The sequence below is a fragment of the Promicromonospora sukumoe 327MFSha3.1 genome (assembly GCF_000385135.1).
In the GTDB taxonomy this organism is placed as follows: Bacteria; Actinomycetota; Actinomycetes; order Actinomycetales; family Cellulomonadaceae; genus Promicromonospora; species Promicromonospora sukumoe_B.
In genome coordinates this window covers 521,754-543,763 of record NZ_ARQM01000010.1, presented here as the reverse complement: position 1 = coordinate 543,763, position 22,010 = coordinate 521,754, and the positions used below count along the sequence as shown (strand labels likewise).

Genomic DNA, 22,010 nt, shown 5'->3' with positions numbered 1-22,010 from the left:
ACAGAGGGATCGTTCGTCGTGCGTCAGGTGCGCCGGCGGTTGACCAGGCTGATGACAAGGCTGGCGACGAGGACGATGACGCCGATCCAGATCAGGAACTGTCCGATCTCGGTGGCGACGCCGAGGACGACGAGCACGACACCGATCAGGACGAGGATGAGCCAGCTGGGCACGGTGAACTCCTTACTTCCGGCGGCGCTGGGGTGCACCGCGCTGTCTTCACCCTGTACGGGGATGCGTTCACTCGCACGGCGAAAAAGACAACGCGGTCAAAAGCCCGCGATACGGCGCAAAGCTCCGGGTCAGGAGCTCTCGCGCGCCAGCACCGACTGCCAGTGCCACGGCTCGGGCACGCGGCCGTTCGGCTCCGCGAACGCCGGGTGGATCCAGCCGTAGGTCTCGGCGTGGGCCTTGAGCCAGTCGTACTGCGGGGTGTCGAACGTCTCGACGCCGCCGCCGATGTCGACCGCGAGCCCGAGGCCGTGGTTCGAGCAGCCGGGCGGCGCCGCGATGGGCGACGACGGGTCGTACAGCTCCTCCTGGGAGCCGTACGAGCGGTAGGCCGAGTTGATCGTCAGGTGCGTGCCGAACTCGGCCTGGTAGGCCTTGTCGAGCTCGATCAGGCCGTCCAGCACGTCGGCCCGCACGACGAAGTCGGGCGCCCACGGGATGCGCGCGAGCTGGTCCTTCTGGAGCTTGCCGCTGTCCGGGTCCCACACCTGGTCCGGCGCCGGGCAGGTCACGCGGTCCTGCGCGGTGGCCATCGCCTCCGTGGCCGCGGTGACGACGGAGCGCTTGGTGCTCAGGTCGTACTCGGCCTCGCCCAGCCGCTGGAGGTTCGTGCCGGTGAAGGCCGTGCTCGCGGCGGCGTCGGCCGCGGTGCCGGTGTCCAGGGCGGCGCGCAGGCTGGACCGGACGGCGTCGTCGGCCCCCTTGCCCTCCGTCGCCGCGTAGACCTTCTCGCCGCGGCCGGTCGCGGCCGCGAGGCTCTTGCGGGCCGCGGTCACCTCGTTCCGGGCGAGGTCCACCATGGACGCGCGGACGGCGTCCGACGCCGCGCCGAGCGCCTCGCCTGCCTCCGCGGTGCCCATGGTGAGCCGGGTCAGGAACGGCTCGGCCAGCATGGCGTCGGCGGCCGCGATCTGCTCCGCCAGCTCCTCGCGGGTCGCCGGGTCGGCCACCCGGGACTCGGACGACGCCAGCAGGTCACGGGCCGCGACGTTCTGCGTGCCGAGGTCCTCGACGTCGGACACCAGGTACCAGGCGAGCCCCGCCAGACCGAGCAGGACGACGACCACGATGGTCGCCGCGAGGGTCATCCGCAGGGCGCGCCGGCGGCGGGCCTTGGCCTCCCGTCGCTCTCTTGCCGAACCGTCCGGCTTCCCGTCCGTGGGCTGGGCGGAAGGCGCGGTGTTCGTCAAGGTCACGAGGCTCGAACCTACGGCACCCGAGGGGCCTCCGCCGAACGTTCAGGGGGTGAACTACGTCGCGTCGACGCACTGTGCGGCACCACGAGCGGCCGGCCGGTGAGCGGATCGTCGATCACGACGCTGGGCAGGCCGAACACCTCCTCGATCAGGTCGGCCGTGACGATCTCCTGCGGGGCCCCGGAGGCGACCACGGCGCCGTCCTTCATCACCACGAGGTGGGTCGCATAGCGGGCCGCGTGGTTGAGGTCGTGCAGCACCGCCACCAGCGTGGCGCCCTCGTCGTTGAGCCGCGCGAACAGGTCGAGCAGCTCGATCTGGTGCGCGATGTCGAGGTAGGTCGTGGGCTCGTCGAGCAGGAGCAGCGGCGTCTCCTGGGCGAGCGCCATGGCCACCCAGACCCGCTGGCGCTGGCCGCCGGACAGCTCGTCGACGGGCCGCTGGGCGAGCTCCTCGGTGCCGGTGGCGGCGAGCGCCGCGGCCACGGCGGCCCGGTCGGCGGCTGCGTCGCGGCGGAACAGGTCCTGGTGGGGGTAGCGGCCGCGCGCGACCAGGTCGGCGACCGTGATGCCGTCGGGGGCGACGGCGGTCTGCGGCAGCAGGCCGACCTGGCGCGCCACCTCCTTGGTGCGCAGCTCGGCCACCGAGCGGCAGTCGAGCACCACCTGGCCCGCCGCCGGGCGCAGCAGGCGGGCGAGCCCGCGCAGCAGCGTGGACTTGCCGCACGCGTTCGGCCCGACGATCACGGTGAACGAGCCGTCGGGCACGGCCAGGTCCAGGCCCTGGGAGACGACGCGGCCGTCGTAGGCGAGCGTGACGTCGTCGGCGCGCAGCCGGGATGGTTCCATCGGGTCCTCCGGGCGGTGGTGACGGTTCGGTTGGTTCGGCTGGAGGGCCGGTTGCGGCCGGGCGATCATGCGCGCCTCGCCTCCCGGATCAGGACGCCGAGCAGGTAGAGGCCGCCGAGCACGACGGTGACGACGCCGACGGGCACGGGCTGGGCCGGGACGTACTGGGCCAGCAGGTCGGCGCCGAGCAGCAGGAAGGCGCCGGTCAGGGCGGAGTGCACCAGCGGGATGCCGGCCCCGGTCCAGAGCCGCTTGGCGACCTGCGGCGCGGCGAGCGCGACGAACGCGATGGGGCCGGTCGCGGCCGTGACCAGGGCGGTGAGCAGGATGCCGAGCCCGATGATCGCGAGCCGTGTGGGCTCGACGCGCACGCCGTGGGCCGCGGCGGCGTCGTCGCCCAGCTCGAGCTGCCGCAGGGGCCGGCTCGCCCAGACCACGAGCGGCGCGGTGACCAGCAGCACCCCGACGGCGGGGACGACGTCGGACCACGAGGTGAGGCTGAGGGAGCCGGTGCCCCAGATCGCGGCCCCCATGGCGACCTCCTCCTGCGCGCGCAGGAGGAGCCAGGTGTTCAGGGCGTGCAGCATGGCGGTGACGCCGATGCCCACGACGATGAGCCGGAAGCCCTGGACGCCGCGCCGGTAGGCCAGCAGGTACACCAGGATCGCGGTGCCGAGGCCGCCCAGGAGCGCGCCCGCCGTCGTCGTCACGACGCTGGTGCCCAGGACGACCGTGACCACGATGACCCCGGTGTAGGAGCCGGTGGCGAAGCCGATCAGGTCGGGCGAGCCGAGCGGGTTGCGGGTCAGCGTCTGGAACAGCGCGCCGGAGATCGCGAGCGCCGCGCCGAACAGGATCGCGGCGGTGACGCGCGGCAGCCGCCACTCGAGCACCATCGTGGACTCGAAGCCGCTGGTCCCGGTCAGGGCGGTGAGGACCTGGGGCACGGTGAGCGGGTAGTCGCCGAGCATGAGGGCCACGACCGCGAGCGCGACCGTCGCGGCCGCGAGGGGCAGGGCCGTACGGACGGCGCTCACAGTGCGAACGCCTTCTGCCGGCGGACCAGTGCGATGAGCACGGGCGCCCCGACGAACGCGGTGACGATGCCGACGGGCATCTCCCCCGGCCAGAGCACGACGCGGGCGAGCACGTCCGCGGTGAGCAGCAGGACGGGCGCGAGGAGCACGGTCAGCGCGATGATCCAGCGCTGGTCGGGTCCGGCGATCCAGCGCGCGACGTGCGGCACCATCAGCCCGATGAAGGAGATGGGCCCGACGATCGCCGTCGCGCCGCCGGCCAGGAGGGTCACCGCCAGGACGGCGCCCACGCGGGTGACCCAGACGGTGGAGCCGAGGGCGGTCGCGACGTCGTCGCCGAGGGCGAGGGCGTTCAGCGAGCCGCCCAGCAGCAGGGCCGTGACCAGGCCAATCGCGATGAACGGGAGCACCGGCCCGGCGACCTGCCAGCCGCGGTCCACCAGCGACCCGGTCTCCCAGGTCAGGAGCGCGTTGAACGTGCGCGGGGCCGCGATGCGCAGTCCGGAGACGACGCCGGCCAGGACGGCGGTGAGCGCGACGCCGGCCAGCGTGAGCCGGACGGGGTCGACGCGGGCGCCGCCGGAGCCGCCGACCAGGGCGACGGCGACGGTCGCGACGAGCGCGCCGGCCAGCGCGAGCCAGACGTACTGCTCGGGGCTGCTCAGGCCGAGCAGCACCACGCCGAGGGCCACGAAGAACGACGACCCGGCGGTGACGCCGAGGATCCCGGGGTCGGCGAGCGGGTTGCGGGTGACCGCCTGGATGAGGGCGCCGGCGACGCCGAGCGCGATGCCGACCGCGCAGCCGATGACGGTGCGCGGGACGCGCAGCTCGACGACCGCCCGCCAGTCCCCCGCGGGGACGTCCTGGCCGAGCAGGGCGGCCACGACGACGTCGGGCGGGACGGGCCTGCTGCCGATCGCGAGGCTGGCGACGACCACGACGAGGAGCGCGACGGTACCGGCACCGAGTGCGAGGTAGCGGGTCGCGACGGGGTGCTGGACCGTTGAGTGGGGCATAACGGAGGTTAGGCTAACCTAATCGGGCAGTGTTCCGGCACCGCGCCCACCTGCACGTACCCGTTCCACGGAAGAGAGCTCCGCCCCGATGCGTTTCCCACGCCCGCTCGCCGCAGTCCTGGCCGTCCCCCTCCTCGCGCTCGCCGCGTGCTCGACCGCGGAGGGCTCGCCGTCCGCGGAGGGTTCCGCGGACGCCGACGGGGCCTATCCGGTCACGATCGACACCAAGTTCGACGGGGTGACGATCGACGAGAAGCCGGAGCGCGTGGTCGCGCTCGGCTGGGGCGACGCGGAGGTCGCGCTCGAGCTCGGCGTGCAGCCGGTCGGCGCGTCGGACTGGCTGGCCTTCGGCGGCGAGGGCGTCGGCCCCTGGTCGGAGGGCCTGTACGACGAGGCACCCGAGATCCTCGGCACCCTGGAGCTGTCCTACGAGGCGGTCGCGGCGCTCGAGCCCGACCTCATCCTCGACACGCACAGCTCCGGTGACGAGGAGCGCTACGAGCGGCTCTCGTCCATCGCGCCGACGGTCGGCGTCCCCGAGGGCGGCGACTCGTACCACACGGACTACGACGTGCAGGTGACGATGATCGCCCAGGCCCTGGGCGTGCCGGAGCAGGGCGAGGAGCTGCTCGCGGGCGTCGACGAGGCGTTCGAGAAGGCGGCCGCCGACCACCCCGAGTGGGAGGGCACCACCTTCACCGCCGCCACCCGCACCAGCGAGGGCTGGGGCGCCTACGTCAACGACGGGCGCTCCCTGTTCATGGAGCGGCTCGGCTTCGAGGCCAGCCCCACCATCACCGACCTCCCGGTCGAGGAGAACGGCTGGAGCGTGCGGATCTCCGAGGAGCAGCTCGACCTGCTGGACTCCGACCTGATCGTCGCGTTCCCCATCTGGATCGACGCCGAGGAGATCACCGAGGACGCCGGCTGGAAGCAGATCCCGGCGGTCGCCGACGGCCGCGCCGTCGTGATCGGCGACGACCTCTCGGCCGCGTACTCGCTGGGCACGCCCGCCGCGCAGCTCTACGCCCTGCAGGAGCTCACGCCGCTGATCGAGGAGGCGCTGGGCTGATGGCGATGACGCTCACGGCGCCGGCTCCGGCCGCGACTGTTCTGGCCGCGCCCGCTCCAGCCGCGCCCGCGCCCGCGCGGCTGCCGCTCAAGCCCGCCGCCGCGCAGGTCCGCACGTTCGAGGTGGTCGCGAGCCGCACCGTCTCCCCCGGGTTCCGCCGGGTCACGCTGCAGAGCACCGGGGACGGCTTCGAGGACGAGTTCGAGCACTTCGGCCACGACCACTGGTTCCGGCTGCTCTTCGCCGGCGTCGGACAGGAGCTGGACCTGCCGTTCGGCCCCGCCGACGGCTGGTACGCCCGCCTGCTCGCGATGCCGGAGGCGACCCGCCCCGCCGTCCGCAACTACACGGTGCGCGAGGCGCGCCGGGTGGACGGCCGCTGGCAGCTCGACGTCGACGTCGTGGTGCACCGCGACGCGGCCGGCCAGGTGGACGGCGCCGGGGCCCGCTGGGCGCAGCGGTGCCGTGACGGCGAGCGGGTCGGGCTGCTCGACCAGGGCCGCATCTTCGACGCCGACGAGCACGCCGGGCCGGTGCTCGTGATCGCCGACGAGTCGGGCCTGCCCGGGGTCGAGGGCATCGCGCACAGCCTTGCCGGCCGGGACGCCACGTACCTCCTGGAGGTGCCGCACGCGGCCGACCGGCGGGCGCTGCCCGCCGCCGACGTCCGCTGGCTGGTGCGCGACGGCGGCCGGCCCGCCGGTACGACGGCGCTCGACGCGCTGCGCGCGACCCGCGTGGACCCGGCCGCGTACGTGTACGTGGTGGGCGAGGCGTCGTTCACGCTGGCGGCGCGGGCGCACTGCCTGGCGGTCGGGGTGCCGAAGTCGCGGATCGACTTCTGCGCGTACTGGAGGACGGACCGGGTGCGGGCCTGAGGTTGGCAGGTTGGGTGAGGTCGGCAGTTGGCATCGAGATCGGTCCATCCCTGGACCGATCTCGATGCCGACTGCCGACTTCGCCCCGCACCCTGCCCGACCGGTGCCGCCGGGCCCACTAGCCTGGGTCTCATGGGGTTCAGCTCGTGGTTCGCGCACCGCCCGCAGAAGGCGGTCCGCCGCGCCGTCCGCTCGCACCGCACCGACTCGGTGCTGGCCCAGGCCCCGCTGGTCACGTCCACGGGCGAGGCCTGGGCCTTCGCCACGCGCGCCGAGCTCCTGCTGATCTCCGCGCCCGAGGCGCCCACCGCGAAGGGCGACACGGAGTCGCGGGGTGCGCCCTCCGTCGTCGTGCACCGGGAGTGGGCCGACGTCGACCGGGCGACCTACGACACCGAGTCCAACGTGATCCGGGTGCACTGGGTGGACGGCGACGAGCCGACGCCGATCGCCCTCGACGGCCGCCGCACGGTGCTGCCGCAGGTGCTGCGGGAGCGGGTGCAGTGGTCGGTGGTGCTGGCCGAGCCCGTGAAGCTGCCCGGCGGGCGGTCCGCCCGCGTGGCGGTGCGACGCCGGGTCGACGGCGAGCTGTTCTCGCAGGTGATCGGCGGGAACGGCGTGGACCTCGCCGACCCGGACATGGCACGGGTGATCGACGCCGCCGAGGCGCGGGTGCGCAGCGCGGCGGGGCTGCCTGCCTGATCCTGGCCTGTCTCCCGTCAGTCCTGCGGGGCCGTCAGTCCTGCGGGACGAGGCGGAGCGTCGTGGCCACGACCTGCGGGCCCACGACGGTGCCGACGATGTTCTTGTCGTACTTGGCGTACTTGCCCCGGTAGACGTCGTCCAGGGCGGGGTGCACGTCCTCGACCGGTTCCTGGAACCGGACGTCGCGCTCGACGTCGCCCACCTTCACGCGGCCCGTACCCGAGGCCTTGGCGCGGCGGAACCACCCGTTGTCCGGGCCGTACGCCGAGCGGACGTACACGTCGCCGCCCAGCCGGGCGGTCCAGATCGTCACGTACGGGCGCAGGGTGCCGTCCTCGCGGTAGGACGAGACCCGCAGCTCGTCGGTGCTGTCGACCTGCGCGAGCTCGTGCTCGGTCCAGCTGCTCATCGCTGCTCCCTCCGGGCGCCCCTGGCGCCGCCTGGATCGGCCGCGGGGCGCGACCGGTCGCCTCTACGGTGCAACACTCGGCCGACGTGAGGGAGTCCCTGGCGTTACCTCCAAGGTCCAGGGCCATGGGACTACCGTGTGACGGCTGCCGCTGATCGATCGCGAAGGAGACCGTCATGCACCACCGCACGCTCGGCCAGGGCCTGGAGGTCTCCGCCGTCGGGCTCGGCGCCATGGGGATGTCCGAGGGCTACGGCCCCAACCCGGGCACGCGCGAGGAGATGATCGGCGTGCTGCGAGGCGCCGTCGAGCGCGGCGTCACCCTGTTCGACACCGCCGAGGTCTACGGCCCGTACGTCAACGAGGAGCTGGTCGGCGAGGCGCTGGAGCCGGTGCGGGACCAGGTGGTGATCGCCACCAAGTTCGGCTGGCGCATCGAGGACGGCGCCACGGTGGGCCTGAACAGCAGGCCGGAGCACATCCGCGCCGTCGCCGACGCGTCGTTGCGCCGGCTGCGCACCGACGTGATCGACCTGTTCTACCAGCACCGCGTGGACCCCGGCGTACCGATCGAGGACGTGGCCGGCACGGTCAAGGAGCTGGTCGACGCCGGCAAGGTGCGGCACTTCGGGCTGTCGGAGGCGAGCCCCGCCACGATCCGGAGCGCGCACGCCGTGCACCCGGTCACGGCCGTGCAGAGCGAGTACTCGCTGTGGACGCGTGACCCCGAGCCGGAGGTACTGCCCACGCTCGCCGAGCTCGGGATCGGGTTCGTGCCGTTCAGCCCGCTCGGGCGGGGATTCCTGACGGGGTCGGTCGACGCGTCGACGTCGTTCGCGGCCGACGACATGCGGGCGTCGATCCCGCGGTTCACCGCCGCGAACCGCGACGCGAACCAGGTGCTCGTGGAGCACGTGCGCGCGCTCGCGGAGGCACAGGGTGCGACGCCGGGCCAGGTGGCGCTCGCCTGGCTGCTGGCGCAGCGGCCGTGGATCGTGCCGATCCCGGGGACGCGGCGGCTAGGGCGGATCGAGGAGAACGTTGGTGCTACCGGGTTGGCGCTGTCGGCTGACGACGTGGCGGACCTGAACGGGCTGGCTGCGCGGGTCGGGGTGCTGGGCGACCGGTACAACGAGGCCGGGATGGGGATGGTCGGGCGGTGAAGTCACGGTCTACCCAGCGATTACGCCGGAATCTGGCGGCTTCTCGACGCCAGATGACTGGGTAGACCGTGACTTCCGTGCGCGGGTCGCGCGGTGTGATGGAGACCGCTGTCATCCAGGGCGGATTCGAGTCGGGACTACCCGCTGAGACCTGTTAGAGTTTTCACCGGTCGCCCACCCGGTCAACGGGACGGGTGAACACGATCCCGCGTAGCTCAGCTGGCAGAGCATCCGACTGTTAATCGGACGGTCGTTGGTTCAAGTCCAACCGCGGGAGCATCCAGAGGCCCCGAACCCCCAGATCACCTGGGCGTTCGGGGCCTCAGTCGTTTGCCCGGACACCGAGTCGTAGAGTCGACCCATGGCCTTCGAGGTCGCGGCCGAGTCCTACATGCGCTTCATGGGCAGGTACTCCGAGCCGCTCGCTGAGAAGCTGGTCGACCTGGTCGACCCGCGGCACGGTCAACGTGCGCTCGACGTCGGGTGCGGGCCCGGCGCCGTGACCGAGCGGCTGGTCCGTCGGCTCGGTCCGGACGACGTCGCCGCGATCGATCCGTCGGTCCCGTTCGTCGAGGCGGCCCGACGGCGCTGCCCCGGCGTCGACGTCCGGCACGGCGTGGCCGAGGCGCTGCCGTTCGAGGACGGCGCCGTGGACCTGACGCTCGCGCAGCTCGTGGTGCCCTTCATGACCGACCCCGTGGCGGGGCTGCGGGAGATGGCGCGGGTCACCGCGCCGGGCGGCCCCGTCTCCGCGAGCGTCTGGGACTTCGGGGGCGAGCGGGCACCGCTGTCCACGTTCTGGCGCGCAGCCCGGGACGTCGACCCGGGCGCCGTCGACGAGGCGGCGGAGGTCGGTGCGCGCACCGGCCAGCTCGCCGACCTGTTCCGGGCCGCCGGGCTGGAGGACGTCCGGTCCTACGAGCTCACCGTCATCTCGGCGTACGCGGGTTTCGCCGAGTGGTGGGAGCCGTACACCCTCGGCGTCGGTCCGGCCGGGGACTACGTCGCCGCCCTCGACGCCGACACCCGGCGAGCGGTCGAGGCGCGCTGCCGCGAGCTTCTGTCCGCGGGCCCGTTCGAGGTGTCGGCTACGGCGTGGACGGTCGTCGGCAGGACCCGGCCTGGCTCTTCCGCCGCAGCGGCAACCGTGCCAGGGGCGTCCTAGGAAGACTCGAGATCAACACGGTCCGCGGTCCAGCGGTAGTCGCCGGAAGGCTTGATGCGCGGCCTGGGCGCAGTTTCCGTGCTGGACCATGTCTCGCCTTGCCGATCGACGCCCACTGCGAGGACCGTCGCCTCCGCCGAACCGATCTCTTCCCACAGGTGCTCCGACACCAGTCGAAGCCCGCCCTCGACCGGGTCGACATCAGGAAACACGTCACGCGCGCTCTCACCGGCGGACGCAAGGAAGCGCACCAACCCCTGGAGGTCCACGACGAACTCCACCGGAGGGACGCCAGGCGACACCTGGACGAGCGCGCGGGCTTCGTGATCATCAACCGCGATGTGGCCGACAACCGTGCCCCCGCGGGAGATCAGGTCGCGAGCGAGTTCCGGGATGGAGTCGGCGTTCGGCACTGGGTTCCTGAGGTGTAGGCGGTGATGTGCGATGGCTGATACGAGCCGAGCAGAGCAACCGTCGCATCAACCCCCGACCAGCGCCTCTCCCAGTGGCGTGCGGACGTGGAGCACGCGCGCCCCGTCGCGCCGGGCGTCGACCAACCGGGCCGCGCTCAGCAGCGCGAGGTGGTGCGACGCCGTCGACACCGCGAGCCCGCACGCGGCGGCGACCTCGCTCGTGGACAGCGGGGCGCGCAGCGCGAGCAGCACGCCCGCCCGGCCCGCACCGAGCAGGCGAGCGAGCGCCTCGGCGGTGCCCGGTCCGTCGTCGGCCCACCGCTCGGAGACGCCGAGCGCCGGGTAGAACAGGGTGGGCTGGGCCGGCGGCTCGGTGACGACGGAGCAGCGGGGCGCCATGACCGAGGGCACCAGCACGAGCCCGCTGCCCGCGCAGTCGAGGACCTCGCCGTGCATGCGCAGCCGCACCCGGACGGCGTGCGGGGCCCAGCTCACGGCCTCGTGGAGGGTCTCGACCATCGCCCCGAGGCCGTCCGTCGTCGCCCGCCGGGAGCGCACGCCGACGTCGGCACGCAGGATCCGCTCGAGCTGTGGCCAGTACGGGGCGAGCAGCGCGTCCCAGCACTGTTCCCAGGCGTCCGCGGCGGCGGACCGGGTGCGCTCCGGGTCGTCGGCCATCGCGCGCAGCAGGCGCTGCTCGGTGCCGGTCGTGCGGTCCACGCGCTTGAGGACGTCGACGCGCAGCGGGCCGAGGTCGGCGTCGCGCAGGCGGGCCAGCTCCTCCTCGGGGCCGAGGTCCCAGCCGGGTGTCGAGGTGAGGAAGTCGGGCATGTACCCGTCCGGTCCGACGAGCAGGCGCATCAGCTCGAAGGCACGCGACGGCGCCTGGTCGCGCGCCCGCCGCAGCCAGCCCCACTGGAGCGGGTGGTACTGCGGCTGCACCAGCACGCGCACGGCGTGGGCGAGCTCGTGACCGGGCGAGACGCCGAACCGGATGGCCGAGATGTCGTCGGGCGCGAGCCGGAACTCCACCATGTTTCGATGCACGTCGAAACCGTAGTGCGCCTGCGCGACCCCGACGAGGCTGGGGTCATGCCGGCCGCACGGGCCGGCTCCCGATACTCAAGGAGTCAGACATGGCCGCGATCGTCACCGCCGACACCATCCGCATCTCCGGGTCGCGCACCCTGCGCTTCGAGGGCCGCGACCACGGGTCGGGCGTCTCGTTCTTCCTCGTCACCAACGACCCCGGCCAGGGGCCCGGGCTCCACCGGCACCCGTACACCGAGACCTGGTCCGTCCTGGAGGGCGAGGCCACGATCACCGTCGGTGACGAGACGATCGTCGCCCACGCGGGCGACACCGCCGTGGTCCAGCCGGACGTCTGGCACGGCTTCAAGAACACCGGAACGGGCACGCTGCGCATGATGTGCATCCACGCGTCGGCCGAGATGATCCAGGAGAACCTCTGATGTCGTTCCAGGCCTACCTCGACAAGGTCGAGACCCAGACAGGGCTGACGCCGCGGGACCTCGTCGGTCTTGCGAAGGAGCAAGGATTCGACCTCGGCAGCAGGACGACGCCGGTCGTCGCGTGGCTGAAGGAGACCTACGGACTCGGCCACGGGCACGCGAGGGCGGTCGCGCACGTCGTCACCAAGGGTGACCGGATCAGCGGCAAGCACGTCGGTTCGACGGGCACGCACCGGGACGCGAGCGACCGGCTGTGGCTGGACGGGAAAGACTCCCGGCCGGCGGACTGGTGAGGCAAGCCGTCAGCCGAGCGCCCGACGAAACACTGCGACGTTGTCGAGCACGAGCGCTCTGTCCGCTGCCGCCCAGTCCCGCGCGGCCATATGGATCTCCCGCATGCGTGCGTCCGCGCCCTGCCGGGCCGACTCGCTCAGCTTGAACATCCTCGACTGCTGCCGCAGGACCGCGTCCAGCAGATCGACGTCGCTCGATATCCCGTACCCGTCGCGGACCTGTCTCAGCCTCCGCGCCTGGTCGGGGACGGGCACGTTCCCGACGGCCTGGATGCACCAGGTCCAGGCGAGGTAGGCGAGATCATCGAGGGCGACGCCAGGCCCGGCGGTGTCCCAGTCGATGAAGGCGACCGGCATTCCCTGCCGAAAGATGGTGTTGAACGGGCCGGGATCCCGGTGCGTCAGGCACTCCTGGTCACCGGCCAGCGGAGTTCCGCGCGTGACGTCGTGCAGCAGGCGGAGCATCGCTCCACCGAGCCGGTAGGACGCCTCCGCTCGCTCGCTTGGATGGGTGGTCGTCACGCCCGCGATGTACGAGAGCCGGTCGCGGCCGTCCCCCGCTTGCCCCAGGTACCGAGGGGCGTACGGGTAGTTGAGCCGCTCCAGCGCCGTGAGCGTCCGCGCCACATCGCCGGCACCAGTCCCGCGAGCCCGCAGCACCTCGGCGGCGTGCCTTTCTACCGACGCCGAACGGCGCCCGCCCGAGAATCGCTCTACGACGTCGTCGCCCTCAGCCACTGGTCCCCCATCGCAGCGCGCGCATCAACCCTGATCGACGGCCAACCCTAGACTCCGCCCGGCAGCAGCCAGCGCCCCCACCAGCACCCCGGGCTCCTGCCCCGCCGGCAGGTCGCTGACCTGCCCGTCCCCGACCTCGATCACGCGCCACACGCCGTCCGACCGCAGCGCGAGGTCCGTCGTCACGAACGGCGCGCCCAGCGTGCGCACGCAGGCCCCGACGGCGTCGAGCGCCTCGGCGGACACCTCGACCGTCGTGCCGGCCGGCGCGTCGGGGTGCGGCGTGACCAGCACCGGCGCGCCCGCCAACCACCAGACCCGGGCCTCCAGGGCGCGCCCGTCGTCGTCGGCCACGAACTGCTCGAAGGCACGCACGACGATCCCGCCCGCCAGGTCGTCCCCTTGCAGCTCGACCATCCGCGCGACGACCCCCGTGGCGGCCCCGACATCGGACAGGTCGGGCACGAAGCACGCCTCGTCCCACTCGTGCTTGCGCGACTTCACGTAGTCCTTGACCACCCCGGGTCCGCCACCAAGGGCCGCGACCAACGTGCCGACGTCCGCTCCTGTGGGCGTGCGGCCCGCCACCCACGGCATCCAGACGCTCGCCGGCGTCAGGTCCGCGAAGACGGTGTACCAGCCAGGCAGCTCGTGCGCGGAGCGGTACGCGGCGGCCGTCGTACCGAGCCAGATCCCCCGCGCCGCCAGCTCCGTGGCGAACCGCGTGTAGGCGTCACCGGCGATCATCCAGCCGCGGTACCACGCGGCCCGCCCGCCGTCCGACGGCGGAACCCGGCGCACGGCGGCGCGGACGTCCCCGGCGAGGATCGCGTCGTGGTCCACGACCGCGACGTCGAGGCCTGCCCGCCGTGCGGCATCCGCCTCCCGCAAGAAGTGGTGGTCGGGGGCTCGCGGAGCCAACGGGTCCGACGAGACCAGGATCAAGGGCGCATGCGCGCAACGTACAGCGGCCCTCACGCCCGAATCGTCGACTTCGGTCCCTTGTCTTGAGATCGGTCGAACAACCGACCGTTTTCAAGACAACTGGCCGATCTCACGGCGATACGCCGATCCATCCCCCGGTCGGCGCCGAACTCTCTCAAGAACCTGTGCGATCTGTCCGGTATCGGCTGTGGCGAAAACCGCTTCCTGTGCTTGAATATAGCCAGGCTAGCGAAAATCACCGGAGGGGTGACAGTGACGACCGAGAGAGTGGTCCTGCTCGACGACGACGGGACACCCGTCGGCTCGGAGCTCAAGAGCGTGGTGCACTCCGAACGGACGCCGCTGCACCTGGCGTTCTCGTGCCACGTGCTGAACTCCGCCGGCCAGGTGCTGGTGACGCGCCGTTCCCTGCACAAGCAGACCTGGCCGGGGGTGTGGACCAACTCGTTCTGCGGCCACCCCCAGCCGGACGAGCCGAGCGAGGAGGCCGTGGTGCGCCGTGCGCAGGACGAGCTCGGCATCACCCTGCGCGACGTCCGGCTGGAGCTCCCACTGTTCCGCTACCGCGCGGTGGACGCCAGCGGCATCGTGGAGAACGAGATCTGCCCGGTCTACGTGGCGGTGTCCGACGACGAACCGCAGGTCAACCCGTACGAGGCCATGGAGGCCAAGTGGGTCGACGGCGCTGCGCTGGGCGAGGCCCTGCGCACCGTGCCGTGGGCGTTCTCCCCGTGGTTCGTCGAGCAGGGCGCCGAGATGCCGTTGTACGCGGCGCTGGTCGCCAGAGCTGGCAGAAACGGTGTGACGTGGCCATGACCGAGATCCTGACCCGCGACCCGGTCGAGGTCGTGCTGAGCGACTTCTTCGCCGAGCGCACCCGGCGTGCCACTCCGCTCGCGGAGCACTACGCGCTGCTGTGGCGGCGGCTGGCCCGGTCGAGCGAGGGCGGCAAGCGCCTGCGCCCCCGGCTCCTGCTCGACGCGCACCGCGCGTTCGGCGCCCCGCACCCCGAGGACGCCGCGATCGCCGCGGCGGCCTTCGAGCTGGTGCACACCGCGCTGCTGCTGCACGACGACGTCCTGGACAAGGACCTCACCCGGCGCGGCCGCCCCAACCTCGCGGCCGAGTTCGCGACCGACGCGATCCGCGGCGGGCTGCCCGCCGGCGCCGCGACCGCCTGGGGCACGGCCTCCGGCATCCTCGGCGGCGACCTCCTGCTCAGCTCCGCGTACGCCCTGGTCTCCCGGGTGCGGTCCGCCGGGCGGGCCGAGCTGACCGACATCATCGACGAGGCCCTGTTCCGGGCCGCCGCGGGCGAGCACGACGACGTCGCGTTCGGCCTGGGCACGGCCCCGGCCACCCCGGAGCGCCTGCTGCGGATGATGGCGAACAAGACCGGCAGCTACTCGTTCGCCGGGCCGCTGCGCGCGGGCGGCGCGCTGGCCGGCGCGGGCGAGGAGGCGTCGGCCGACCTCGAACGCGTGGGCATCGCCCTGGGCATGCTGTACCAGGTGCGCGACGACCTGCTGGGGGTCTTCGGCGACCCGGTCCGCACGGGCAAGAGCACCACCGGCGACCTGCGCGAGGGCAAGCGCACCCTGCTCGTCGCCTGCGCCGAGGGGGACCCGGCCTGGACCGAGGTGCGGCACCTGTGGGGCAAGCCCGACCTGTCCGAGGACGAGGCCGAGCTGCTGCGCACGGCCCTGGTCGCCAGCGGCGCCCGTAGCTCGGTCGCCGACCTGGTGGAGGCCAAGCGGCGCGCGGCCATCGCGACGATCGAGCGGACGACGCTGCCCGTCGCGCTGCGGCAGGAGCTCATCGGGCTCGCCGGGATGCTCGCGGAGCGTGAGTCGTGATCCCGTCGTCGTCCCTGACCCTGTACTCGCTCACGGCCCACGCGGCCGCCGCGCAGGTCATCGGTGCCTACTCCACCTCGTTCAGCCTGGCCACGCGCCTGCTGCCGCCGTCGGTGCGCGGCATGGTCGAGGACATCTACGCGCTGGTCCGGGTGGCCGACGAGATCGTGGACGGCCCGGCCCAGGAGGCGGGGCTGGCGCACGAGGAGCGCCGCGCGGCCCTGGACGCGCTGGAGCAGGAGACGTACGTGACGCTGGACCGCGGGTTCAGCACCAACCTCGTGGTGCACGCGTTCGGCACCACCGCACGGGCCGTCGGCATCGACGAGACGCTGGTCCGGCCCTTCTTCGCCTCGATGCGCCGCGACCTCGACCCGGTCGAGGCCCTGGGCGACGAGGAGTACCGCGCCTACGTGTACGGGTCCGCCGAGGTGGTGGGCCTGATGTGCCTGCGCGCGTTCCTGGACGGTCACGTCGTGCCGCCGGCTATCCGCACCCGCTTGGAGGAGGGCGCCCGGCGGCTCGGCGCGGCATTTCAGAAGATCAACTTCTTGCGTGACCTCGGCGACGACCAGGAGCGCCTGGGCCGCACCTACTTCCCCGGTGCGGGACCCGAGCGGCTGGACGAGGCACGCAAGGCCGAGGTCGTCGCGGACGTCGACGCCGACCTCGCCGCCGCCAGGGCCGTGCTCCCGCTGCTGCCCCCAGGGCCGCGCCGGGCCACGGCCCTGGCCGCCGGACTTTTCTCCGAGGTGAACGAGCGCCTCCGCAACACCCCCGCCGAACAGCTGCACGAGCGGCGGGTCTCGGTACCGGCCGCGGTGAAGCTGCGTATCGTCGTGGCGACGCTCGCGGGGAACCAGACGAACAACAAGCGATGGGCGGCATGAACGCACACAACGGGCAGCGCGTGATCGTGGTGGGCGGCGGTATCTCAGGTCTCGCGACCGCCGCCCTGCTGGCCAAGGACGGCGCGTCGGTGACCCTGCTGGAGGCCCGCTCCGACCTGGGCGGGCGCGCGGGACGCTGGGAGCGGGACGGGTTCAGGTTCGACACCGGCCCGTCCTGGTACCTCATGCCCGAGGTCTTCGAGCACTTCTTCCGCCTGCTCGGCACGAGCGCGGCCGACGAGCTCGACCTCCAGCGCCTCGACCCGTCCTACCGGGTGTTCTTCGAGGGCGACCCGGAGCCGTTCGACCTGCCCGCCGACGGCGCCCGCGAGGCGCTGCTCGCGCTCGACCCGCCGTCGGCCCCGAAGCTCGAGGCGTACCTGGACTCGGCGGCCGAGACGTACCGGATCGCCACCGAGCGCTTCCTGTACGCGACGTTCGCCTCGGCGGCGCCGCTGCTGGACCGCACCGTGGTGCGGCGCGCCCCGCGGCTGCTGCGCCTGCTCGGCGAGTCGCTGGACCACTTCATCGCGCGGCACACCACGGACGACCGGGTGCGCCGCATCCTCGGCTACCCCGCCGTGTTCCTGGGCACCTCACCCGGCTCGGCGCCGAGCATGTACCACCTGATGAGCCACCTCGACGTGACCCAGGGCGTGCTCTACCCGCGCGGCGGGTTCGGCGCGGTGATCGACGCCGTCGCCCGGTGCGCCGAGCGCGCGGGCGCGAAGCTGTTCACGAGCCACCGGGTCACCCGCATCACCGTGTCGGACGACGGCGCAGCTACCGGCGTCGAGGTCACCGGACCGGACGGCAGCACCCAGGTCCTGCCCGCCGACGTCGTGGTCTCCACCGCGGACCTGCGTGTCACCGAGCACGAGCTGCTGGACGCCGAGCACCGCAGCCGCGGCGACCGCTGGTGGAAGCGCCGCGACCCCGGGCCGGGCGCGGTGCTGGCCCTGCTGGGCGTGCGCGGCGAGCTGCCGCAGCTCGCCCACCACTCGCTGCTGTTCGCCGAGGACTGGCAGGGCGGCTTCGAGTCCATCTACGGCTCCGCGCGCACGGTGCCGTCGCCCACGTCGCTGTACGTCTGCCGGCCGAGCGCCACGGACGACGTCGCGCCGCCCGGGCACGAGAACCTGTTCGTGCTCGTGCCGGTGCCGGCCGACACGACGATCGGCGCGGGCGGCGTCGACGGCGCCGGGGACCCGGGCGTGGAGCAGATCGTGGACGACGCGATCGCGCAGATCGCGGGCTGGACCGGCACGCCGGACCTCGCCGAGCGGATCGTCGTGCGGCGCAGCATCGGGCCCGTGGACTTCGAGCGGGACCTCGGTGCCTGGCGCGGCGGCGCCCTCGGGCCGGGCCACACGCTGCGGCAGAGCGCGATGTTCCGCGGCTCCAACGCCTCCTCCCGGGTGTCGAACCTGCTGTACGCGGGGGCCACGACCATCCCCGGGATCGGCCTGCCCATGTGCCTGATCAGCGCGGAGCTGGTGCTCAAGCGCCTGCGCGGCGACACCAGCGCCGGCCCCCTGGAGGAGGCCGCATGAGCTTCGTCTACCTGGCCGTGCTGCTCTTCTCGGCCGCGGGCGTGCTGATCGTGGACTGGCGGTACCGGCTCTTCCTCTGGGACTCCCCCGTCCGGGCGGCCGCCGTGCTCGTCACGGGTACCGCGTTCTTCCTGGTGTGGGACCTGGCGGGCATCGGGCTCGGCATCTTCCTGCACGGCGCCGGCCCGTACATGACCGGGCTCATGCTCGCCCCCGAGCTGCCGGTGGAGGAGATCGTGTTCCTGGCGTTCCTCTGCGAGCTCACGATGGTGCTCGTCCTCGGTGCCGACCGCGTCCTGCGCCGGGCCCGCGTCCGGGCACGCGTCCGGGCCCGGGACCGCTTCCGCGACCGGGAGGACGTGCTGCGATGACCTATCTGATCCTCGCGCGCGCCTTCATCGCCGTGGCCGTGGCCGTCGCGTTCATCGCCCACCTGCGCGCACGCCTGGCCGGGACGCGCCCCATCGGCTGGCGACCGATCGTCCTGGCCGCCGTCGCCCTGTTCGTGCTCACCGCCGTCTTCGACAACGTGATGATCGCGAGCGGTCTGTTCACCTACTCCGACGAGCACATCTCCGGGCGCCGGATCGGGCTCGCGCCGGTCGAGGACTTCGCCTATCCCCTGGCAGGCGTGATCCTGCTGCCCGCCCTCTGGTACCTGTTCGGGAGTCGACGTGCTCGCTGACCTCGCGCGCGCGTCGCGCCCGCTGAGCTGGATCAACACGGCCTACCCGTTCGCGGCCGCGTACCTGCTGACCACCGGCGAGGTGGACGTCGCCCTCGTCGTGGGCACCCTCTTCTTCCTGGTGCCCTACAACCTGGCGCTGTACGGGATCAACGACGTGTTCGACTACGCGTCCGACCTGGCCAACCCCCGCAAGGGCGGCGTGGAGGGCGCGCTGCTCTCTCCCCGACGACACCGCCCGATCCTGATCGCCTCCCTGGTGACCTGCGTGCCGTTCGTCGTGGCGCTGGTCGTGCTGGGCCCGCCGTCGTCCTGGCTGGTGCTCGCGGTCAGCCTCTTCGCGCTGGTCGCCTACTCCGCGCCGCCGTTCCGGTTCAAGGAGGTGCCGGTGCTGGACTCCCTGACGTCCAGCGTGCACTTCGTGAGCCCGGCGGTGTACGGGCTGGCGCTCGCGCAGGCCGCGCCCACCCCGCAGACGTTCGCCGCGCTCGGCGCGTTCCTGCTGTGGGGCATGGCCAGCCACGCGTTCGGCGCCGTGCAGGACGTGGTACCCGACCGCGAGGGGCGGATCTCGTCGATCGCGACGGCGTTCGGCGCGGCCACCACGGTGCGGCTCGCGCTGGGCGCCTGGGTGGTCGCGGGCGTGCTCGTGGCCACCACGGGCTGGCCCACCGCGCTGCTGGGTCTGCTCGCCGTCCCCTACCTCGTGCTCGCGGCGCCGTACGCCAACGTGAGCGACGAGGACTCCGCCCGGGCCAACGGCGGCTGGCGCCACTTCCTGTGGGTCAACTACGCCGCCGGCGCGGTGGTGACGATCCTCCTGATCGCGGACGCGGCCGGCTACCTGTAGGGAGGGAAGCATGACTCTGCACATGTCGAGCGTCGTGGGGCACCCGCGCTCCGAGGTCTTCGCGTGGCACGAGCGCCCCGGCGCGGTCCAGCGGCTCACCCCGCCGTGGTCGCCCCTGACGGTGGTCAAGGAGGCGACGTCGCTCGACGGCGGCGAGGCCGTGCTGCGGCTCCCCCTCGGCCTGCGCTGGGTCGCCCGGCACACCGGCTACGCGCCGCCGGAGCGGTTCGTCGACGAGCTGGTCTCCGCGCCCCTGCGCTGGGTGGTGCCGTGGCGGCACACCCACGAGTTCCACGCCGACGGCGACCGCACCCGCATCACCGACACCGTGGACACCCCGGTGCCCGAGGCCGTGCTGCGGTCCATGTTCGCCTACCGGCACCGCCAGCTCGGCCTCGACCTCGCCGCGCAGGCCAGCGCCCGCAACGCCGGCGACCGCCCCATGACCGTGGCGATCACCGGCAGCAACGGCCTGGTCGGCGGGGCCCTGGCCCCGTTCCTGACCACGGCCGGGCACCGCGTGGTGCGCCTCGTGCGCGGCACCCCGCACGGGCCCGACGAGCGCCGCTGGGACCCGCAGGCCCCCGCCGAGGACCTGCTGGAGGGCGTCGACGCCGTGGTCCACCTGGCCGGCGCGTCGATCGCCGGCCGGTTCACCGACGCGCACCGCGCCGCGATCCGCGGCTCCCGCATCGGCCCGACGACGGCGCTCGCCGAGCTGGCCGCACGCACGCCCGGCGGGCCGCGGGTGTTCGTCAGCGCCTCCGCCATCGGCTTCTACGGCCCGGACCGCGGCGACGAGGTGCTGGCCGAGACCAGCGCGCGCGGCGACGGGTTCCTCGCCGACGTCGTGCACGACTGGGAGCAGGCCACGGCGGGCGCCGCCGAGGCGGGCGTCCGCGTGGTCAACGTGCGCACCGGGCTGGTGCAGTCACCGCGCGGCGGCACGCTGCGGATCTTCCACCCGCTGTTCGCCGCCGGGCTGGGCGGCCGGCTCGGCGACGGGCAGATGTGGCAGTCCTGGATCGGCATCGACGACCTCGTCGACGTCTACCACCGCGCGCTCTACGACGAGCGGCTGACCGGGCCGGTCAACGCAGTCGCCCCCACGCCGGTGCGCAACGCCGCCTACACCGCCACGCTCGCGGCGGTGCTGCGCCGCCCGGCCCTCCTGCCCGTGCCGCCGCTGGGGCCGAAGGTGCTGCTGGGCGAGGAGGGGGCGACCGAACTGGCGCAGGCCAGCCAGCGCGTCTCCCCCGAGGCGCTGCTCGACCTGGGCCACCGGTTCCGGCACCCCACCCTGGAGCCCGCGCTGCGTCACCTGCTCGGCAAGGACCCGCGGCCCCGGAGCTGACCCTCCGGCGCCAGGGTGCGCGCGTCGACGAGCTCGTACGGGGCGGCCTTGCCCGACAGGCCCCGCCGGCCCCGCGTGAACAGCACGGCCAGCACCAGCACGGTCGCGACCGTGCCCGCCAGGCCCTGCGCGGAGTCGAACCTGTCGGCCAGCGCCTGGACCAGGCCCCACAGCGCACCCCCCGCCAGCCCGCGCCGCAGGCGGGCCCACGGCGCCAGGCGCGTACCGCCGTCGGGCGGCACCACCGCGAGCCAGACCGTGCGCTGCCCCAGCGACTCCCCCGCGCCCGTGACCAGCGGCAGCACGAAGACCACGACCCACGCCAGCCCGCTGGTGAACAGCCACACGGCCAGGGAGTCCGCCGGCGCGCGGCCGGACACGAGGTAGTAGCCCAGGCCCAGGGTCAGCGCGAGCACCCCGCCCAGGACCGTGTAGGCCAGGTAGTCCACGAGCATGCCGAACAGGCGGCGCCACAGCGTCACGGGCCGCGGCGTGCCCCGGCCCGCCGCGAGCGTCCGCGCGCCCGGCATCCAGCGCAGCACCCACGGCGCGATCACCGCGCCGAGCACACCGCCCAGGGTGTTGGTGAGCAGGTCGTCGACGTCGGCCAGCCGGTACGAGCACGGGATCAGGCCGAAGACGCCGGTGAGCTGCGTGACCTCGATCAGCAGCGACGCCCCCAGCGCCGACGCCGCGGACGCCAGCAGCCCCCAGCCCAGGTAGCGCCGCACCAGCACGCCCCACGGCACGAACAGCACCACGTTGAACACGCCCTGCAGCACCGAGATGTCGCGCACCGCAGCGCCCAGGGACAGGCCGGCGGTGCGCTCCCGGATGTCGGCGACGATCTGCAGGGGGCGCAGCTGGGCGCCGTCGTACCCGTAGCTCGCGCACCAGGCCGCGAGGTCGCCCGAGGGCAGCGGCAGCAGCGTGTACGCCACGAGCGCGGTGCCGTAGACCGCGAGCGCCGCCGCGCCGAGCAGGCGGGCCGGGCTCGTGGCGCCGTACCGGCGTACCTGGATCAGGAGGATCGGGATGAGCAGGGCCACGAAGAGGCCGGTTCCGATGAGCACGCCTATCCGGGCGGGCCAGGTCCACACGTCGGTCACCCGGAAACGCTATGCGCCGGGTGAAATCCGCGCGCGTCGGGGGCCGTACGCAGGGGACTTGCCTGTCGTCCGCGTCGTCCCGTACTTTGTCCGTACTTTCTTGTCCTGACAATTGCGGCCATCGCCGGT

General features: G+C 73.3%; 26 protein-coding genes and 1 tRNA gene. 16 read left to right on the top strand and 11 right to left on the bottom strand.

Features of this window, described 5'->3' with window-relative positions:
* Positions 1-23: 23 nt before the first annotated feature.
* The 5 genes from H291_RS34100 to H291_RS0106135 form a co-directional block, all read right to left on the bottom strand.
* On the bottom strand, positions 24-173 hold the full coding sequence (locus H291_RS34100; protein WP_020014105.1) for a hypothetical protein: 150 nt from the start codon (positions 171-173) through the stop codon (positions 24-26).
* A 129-nt stretch (positions 174-302) separates the two neighbouring features.
* A complete protein-coding gene (locus H291_RS32305) occupies positions 303-1,427 on the bottom strand; it encodes a M15 family metallopeptidase (RefSeq protein ID WP_157236732.1) in 1,125 nt (374 codons plus the stop codon).
* 11 nt (positions 1,428-1,438) lie between these two features.
* A complete protein-coding gene (locus H291_RS0106145; protein ID WP_020014103.1) occupies positions 1,439-2,275 on the bottom strand; it encodes an ABC transporter ATP-binding protein in 837 nt (278 codons plus the stop codon).
* 65 nt (positions 2,276-2,340) lie between these two features.
* A complete protein-coding gene (locus H291_RS0106140) occupies positions 2,341-3,312 on the bottom strand; it encodes a FecCD family ABC transporter permease (RefSeq protein ID WP_020014102.1) in 972 nt (323 codons plus the stop codon).
* Entirely contained in the window at positions 3,309-4,331 is a 1,023-nt protein-coding gene (locus tag H291_RS0106135) for a FecCD family ABC transporter permease (protein WP_020014101.1), read from the bottom strand. Before H291_RS0106135 ends, H291_RS0106140 begins: the two co-directional genes overlap by 4 nt.
* An 88-nt stretch (positions 4,332-4,419) precedes the next feature.
* On the opposite strand from H291_RS0106135, the gene H291_RS0106130 reads away from it, so the two are divergent.
* From H291_RS0106130 to H291_RS0106120, 3 genes are all read left to right on the top strand, one after another.
* Positions 4,420-5,403: an iron-siderophore ABC transporter substrate-binding protein gene (locus tag H291_RS0106130; RefSeq protein ID WP_020014100.1), complete on the top strand. Its 984-nt coding sequence runs from the start codon at positions 4,420-4,422 to the stop codon at positions 5,401-5,403.
* Positions 5,403-6,281, top strand: a complete 879-nt coding sequence (locus H291_RS0106125; RefSeq protein WP_020014099.1) for a siderophore-interacting protein — start codon at positions 5,403-5,405, stop codon at positions 6,279-6,281. The genes H291_RS0106130 and H291_RS0106125 overlap by 1 nt, the downstream gene beginning before the upstream one ends.
* Positions 6,282-6,413: 132 nt before the next feature.
* Positions 6,414-6,983 carry a hypothetical protein gene (locus tag H291_RS0106120; RefSeq protein WP_020014098.1) on the top strand — a complete coding sequence of 190 codons (570 nt, stop codon included), beginning with the start codon at positions 6,414-6,416 and terminating at the stop codon, positions 6,981-6,983.
* Between the two features lie 34 nt (positions 6,984-7,017).
* On the opposite strand, the gene H291_RS0106115 is transcribed toward H291_RS0106120, so the two are convergent.
* Positions 7,018-7,395 (bottom strand): DUF2255 family protein, encoded by a 378-nt coding sequence (locus H291_RS0106115; RefSeq protein WP_020014097.1) that lies wholly within the window; start codon positions 7,393-7,395, stop codon positions 7,018-7,020.
* 176 nt (positions 7,396-7,571) lie between these two features.
* Here H291_RS0106115 and H291_RS0106110 point away from each other — a divergent pair, with 176 nt between their 5' ends.
* From H291_RS0106110 to H291_RS0106100, 3 genes are all read left to right on the top strand, one after another.
* Positions 7,572-8,558, top strand: a complete 987-nt coding sequence (locus H291_RS0106110) for an aldo/keto reductase (protein ID WP_020014096.1) — start codon at positions 7,572-7,574, stop codon at positions 8,556-8,558.
* A gap of 204 nt (positions 8,559-8,762) precedes the next feature.
* Positions 8,763-8,835 (top strand) — tRNA-Asn (locus tag H291_RS0106105).
* Between the two features lie 84 nt (positions 8,836-8,919).
* Entirely contained in the window at positions 8,920-9,723 is an 804-nt protein-coding gene (locus H291_RS0106100; RefSeq protein ID WP_020014095.1) for a class I SAM-dependent methyltransferase, read from the top strand.
* On the opposite strand, the gene H291_RS0106095 is transcribed toward H291_RS0106100, so the two are convergent.
* Positions 9,720-10,136, bottom strand: a complete 417-nt coding sequence (locus tag H291_RS0106095) for a hypothetical protein (RefSeq protein WP_020014094.1) — start codon at positions 10,134-10,136, stop codon at positions 9,720-9,722. The genes H291_RS0106100 and H291_RS0106095 overlap by 4 nt on opposite strands.
* 66 nt (positions 10,137-10,202) lie before the next feature.
* Positions 10,203-11,183, bottom strand: coding sequence for an ArsR/SmtB family transcription factor (locus H291_RS0106090; protein ID WP_026365452.1), 981 nt, complete (start codon positions 11,181-11,183; stop codon positions 10,203-10,205).
* Between the two features lie 89 nt (positions 11,184-11,272).
* Between H291_RS0106090 and H291_RS0106085 the strand changes: the two genes are divergently transcribed.
* On the top strand, positions 11,273-11,608 hold the full coding sequence (locus H291_RS0106085) for a cupin domain-containing protein (protein WP_020014092.1): 336 nt from the start codon (positions 11,273-11,275) through the stop codon (positions 11,606-11,608).
* Positions 11,608-11,901, top strand: coding sequence for a DUF4287 domain-containing protein (locus tag H291_RS0106080; protein WP_020014091.1), 294 nt, complete (start codon positions 11,608-11,610; stop codon positions 11,899-11,901). The genes H291_RS0106085 and H291_RS0106080 overlap by 1 nt, the downstream gene beginning before the upstream one ends.
* A gap of 9 nt (positions 11,902-11,910) precedes the next feature.
* Here H291_RS0106080 and H291_RS28910 read toward each other — a convergent pair whose 3' ends face one another.
* Positions 11,911-12,561, bottom strand: a complete 651-nt coding sequence (locus H291_RS28910) for an aminoglycoside phosphotransferase family protein (protein ID WP_198012412.1) — start codon at positions 12,559-12,561, stop codon at positions 11,911-11,913.
* A 102-nt stretch (positions 12,562-12,663) separates the two neighbouring features.
* Entirely contained in the window at positions 12,664-13,530 is an 867-nt protein-coding gene (locus H291_RS0106070) for an ATP-grasp domain-containing protein (RefSeq protein ID WP_232215995.1), read from the bottom strand.
* A gap of 300 nt (positions 13,531-13,830) precedes the next feature.
* Between H291_RS0106070 and idi the strand changes: the two genes are divergently transcribed.
* Genes idi through H291_RS0106030 form a run of 8 tightly spaced genes read left to right on the top strand, consistent with a single transcriptional unit; the run spans position 13,831 to position 20,772 of the window.
* Positions 13,831-14,400, top strand: coding sequence for an isopentenyl-diphosphate Delta-isomerase (idi, locus tag H291_RS0106065; RefSeq protein ID WP_157236730.1), 570 nt, complete (start codon positions 13,831-13,833; stop codon positions 14,398-14,400).
* Positions 14,397-15,440: a polyprenyl synthetase family protein gene (locus H291_RS0106060; RefSeq protein ID WP_020014087.1), complete on the top strand. Its 1,044-nt coding sequence runs from the start codon at positions 14,397-14,399 to the stop codon at positions 15,438-15,440. The genes idi and H291_RS0106060 overlap by 4 nt, the downstream gene beginning before the upstream one ends.
* Positions 15,437-16,330 (top strand): phytoene/squalene synthase family protein, encoded by an 894-nt coding sequence (locus H291_RS0106055; RefSeq protein WP_020014086.1) that lies wholly within the window; start codon positions 15,437-15,439, stop codon positions 16,328-16,330. Before H291_RS0106060 ends, H291_RS0106055 begins: the two co-directional genes overlap by 4 nt.
* On the top strand, positions 16,318-17,883 hold the full coding sequence (gene crtI, locus H291_RS0106050; RefSeq protein WP_020014085.1) for a phytoene desaturase family protein: 1,566 nt from the start codon (positions 16,318-16,320) through the stop codon (positions 17,881-17,883). Before H291_RS0106055 ends, crtI begins: the two co-directional genes overlap by 13 nt.
* On the top strand, positions 17,880-18,254 hold the full coding sequence (locus H291_RS0106045; RefSeq protein ID WP_020014084.1) for a lycopene cyclase domain-containing protein: 375 nt from the start codon (positions 17,880-17,882) through the stop codon (positions 18,252-18,254). Before crtI ends, H291_RS0106045 begins: the two co-directional genes overlap by 4 nt.
* Positions 18,251-18,568 (top strand): lycopene cyclase domain-containing protein, encoded by a 318-nt coding sequence (locus tag H291_RS0106040; protein ID WP_020014083.1) that lies wholly within the window; start codon positions 18,251-18,253, stop codon positions 18,566-18,568. Before H291_RS0106045 ends, H291_RS0106040 begins: the two co-directional genes overlap by 4 nt.
* Entirely contained in the window at positions 18,558-19,418 is an 861-nt protein-coding gene (locus H291_RS0106035; RefSeq protein WP_020014082.1) for a prenyltransferase, read from the top strand. Before H291_RS0106040 ends, H291_RS0106035 begins: the two co-directional genes overlap by 11 nt.
* A gap of 10 nt (positions 19,419-19,428) precedes the next feature.
* Positions 19,429-20,772: a TIGR01777 family oxidoreductase gene (locus H291_RS0106030; RefSeq protein ID WP_026365448.1), complete on the top strand. Its 1,344-nt coding sequence runs from the start codon at positions 19,429-19,431 to the stop codon at positions 20,770-20,772.
* Here H291_RS0106030 and H291_RS28905 read toward each other — a convergent pair.
* Positions 20,736-21,881, bottom strand: a complete 1,146-nt coding sequence (locus H291_RS28905; RefSeq protein ID WP_020014080.1) for a VanZ family protein — start codon at positions 21,879-21,881, stop codon at positions 20,736-20,738. The two genes, H291_RS0106030 and H291_RS28905, sit on opposite strands and share 37 nt — an antisense overlap.
* Positions 21,882-22,010 lie beyond the last annotated feature (129 nt).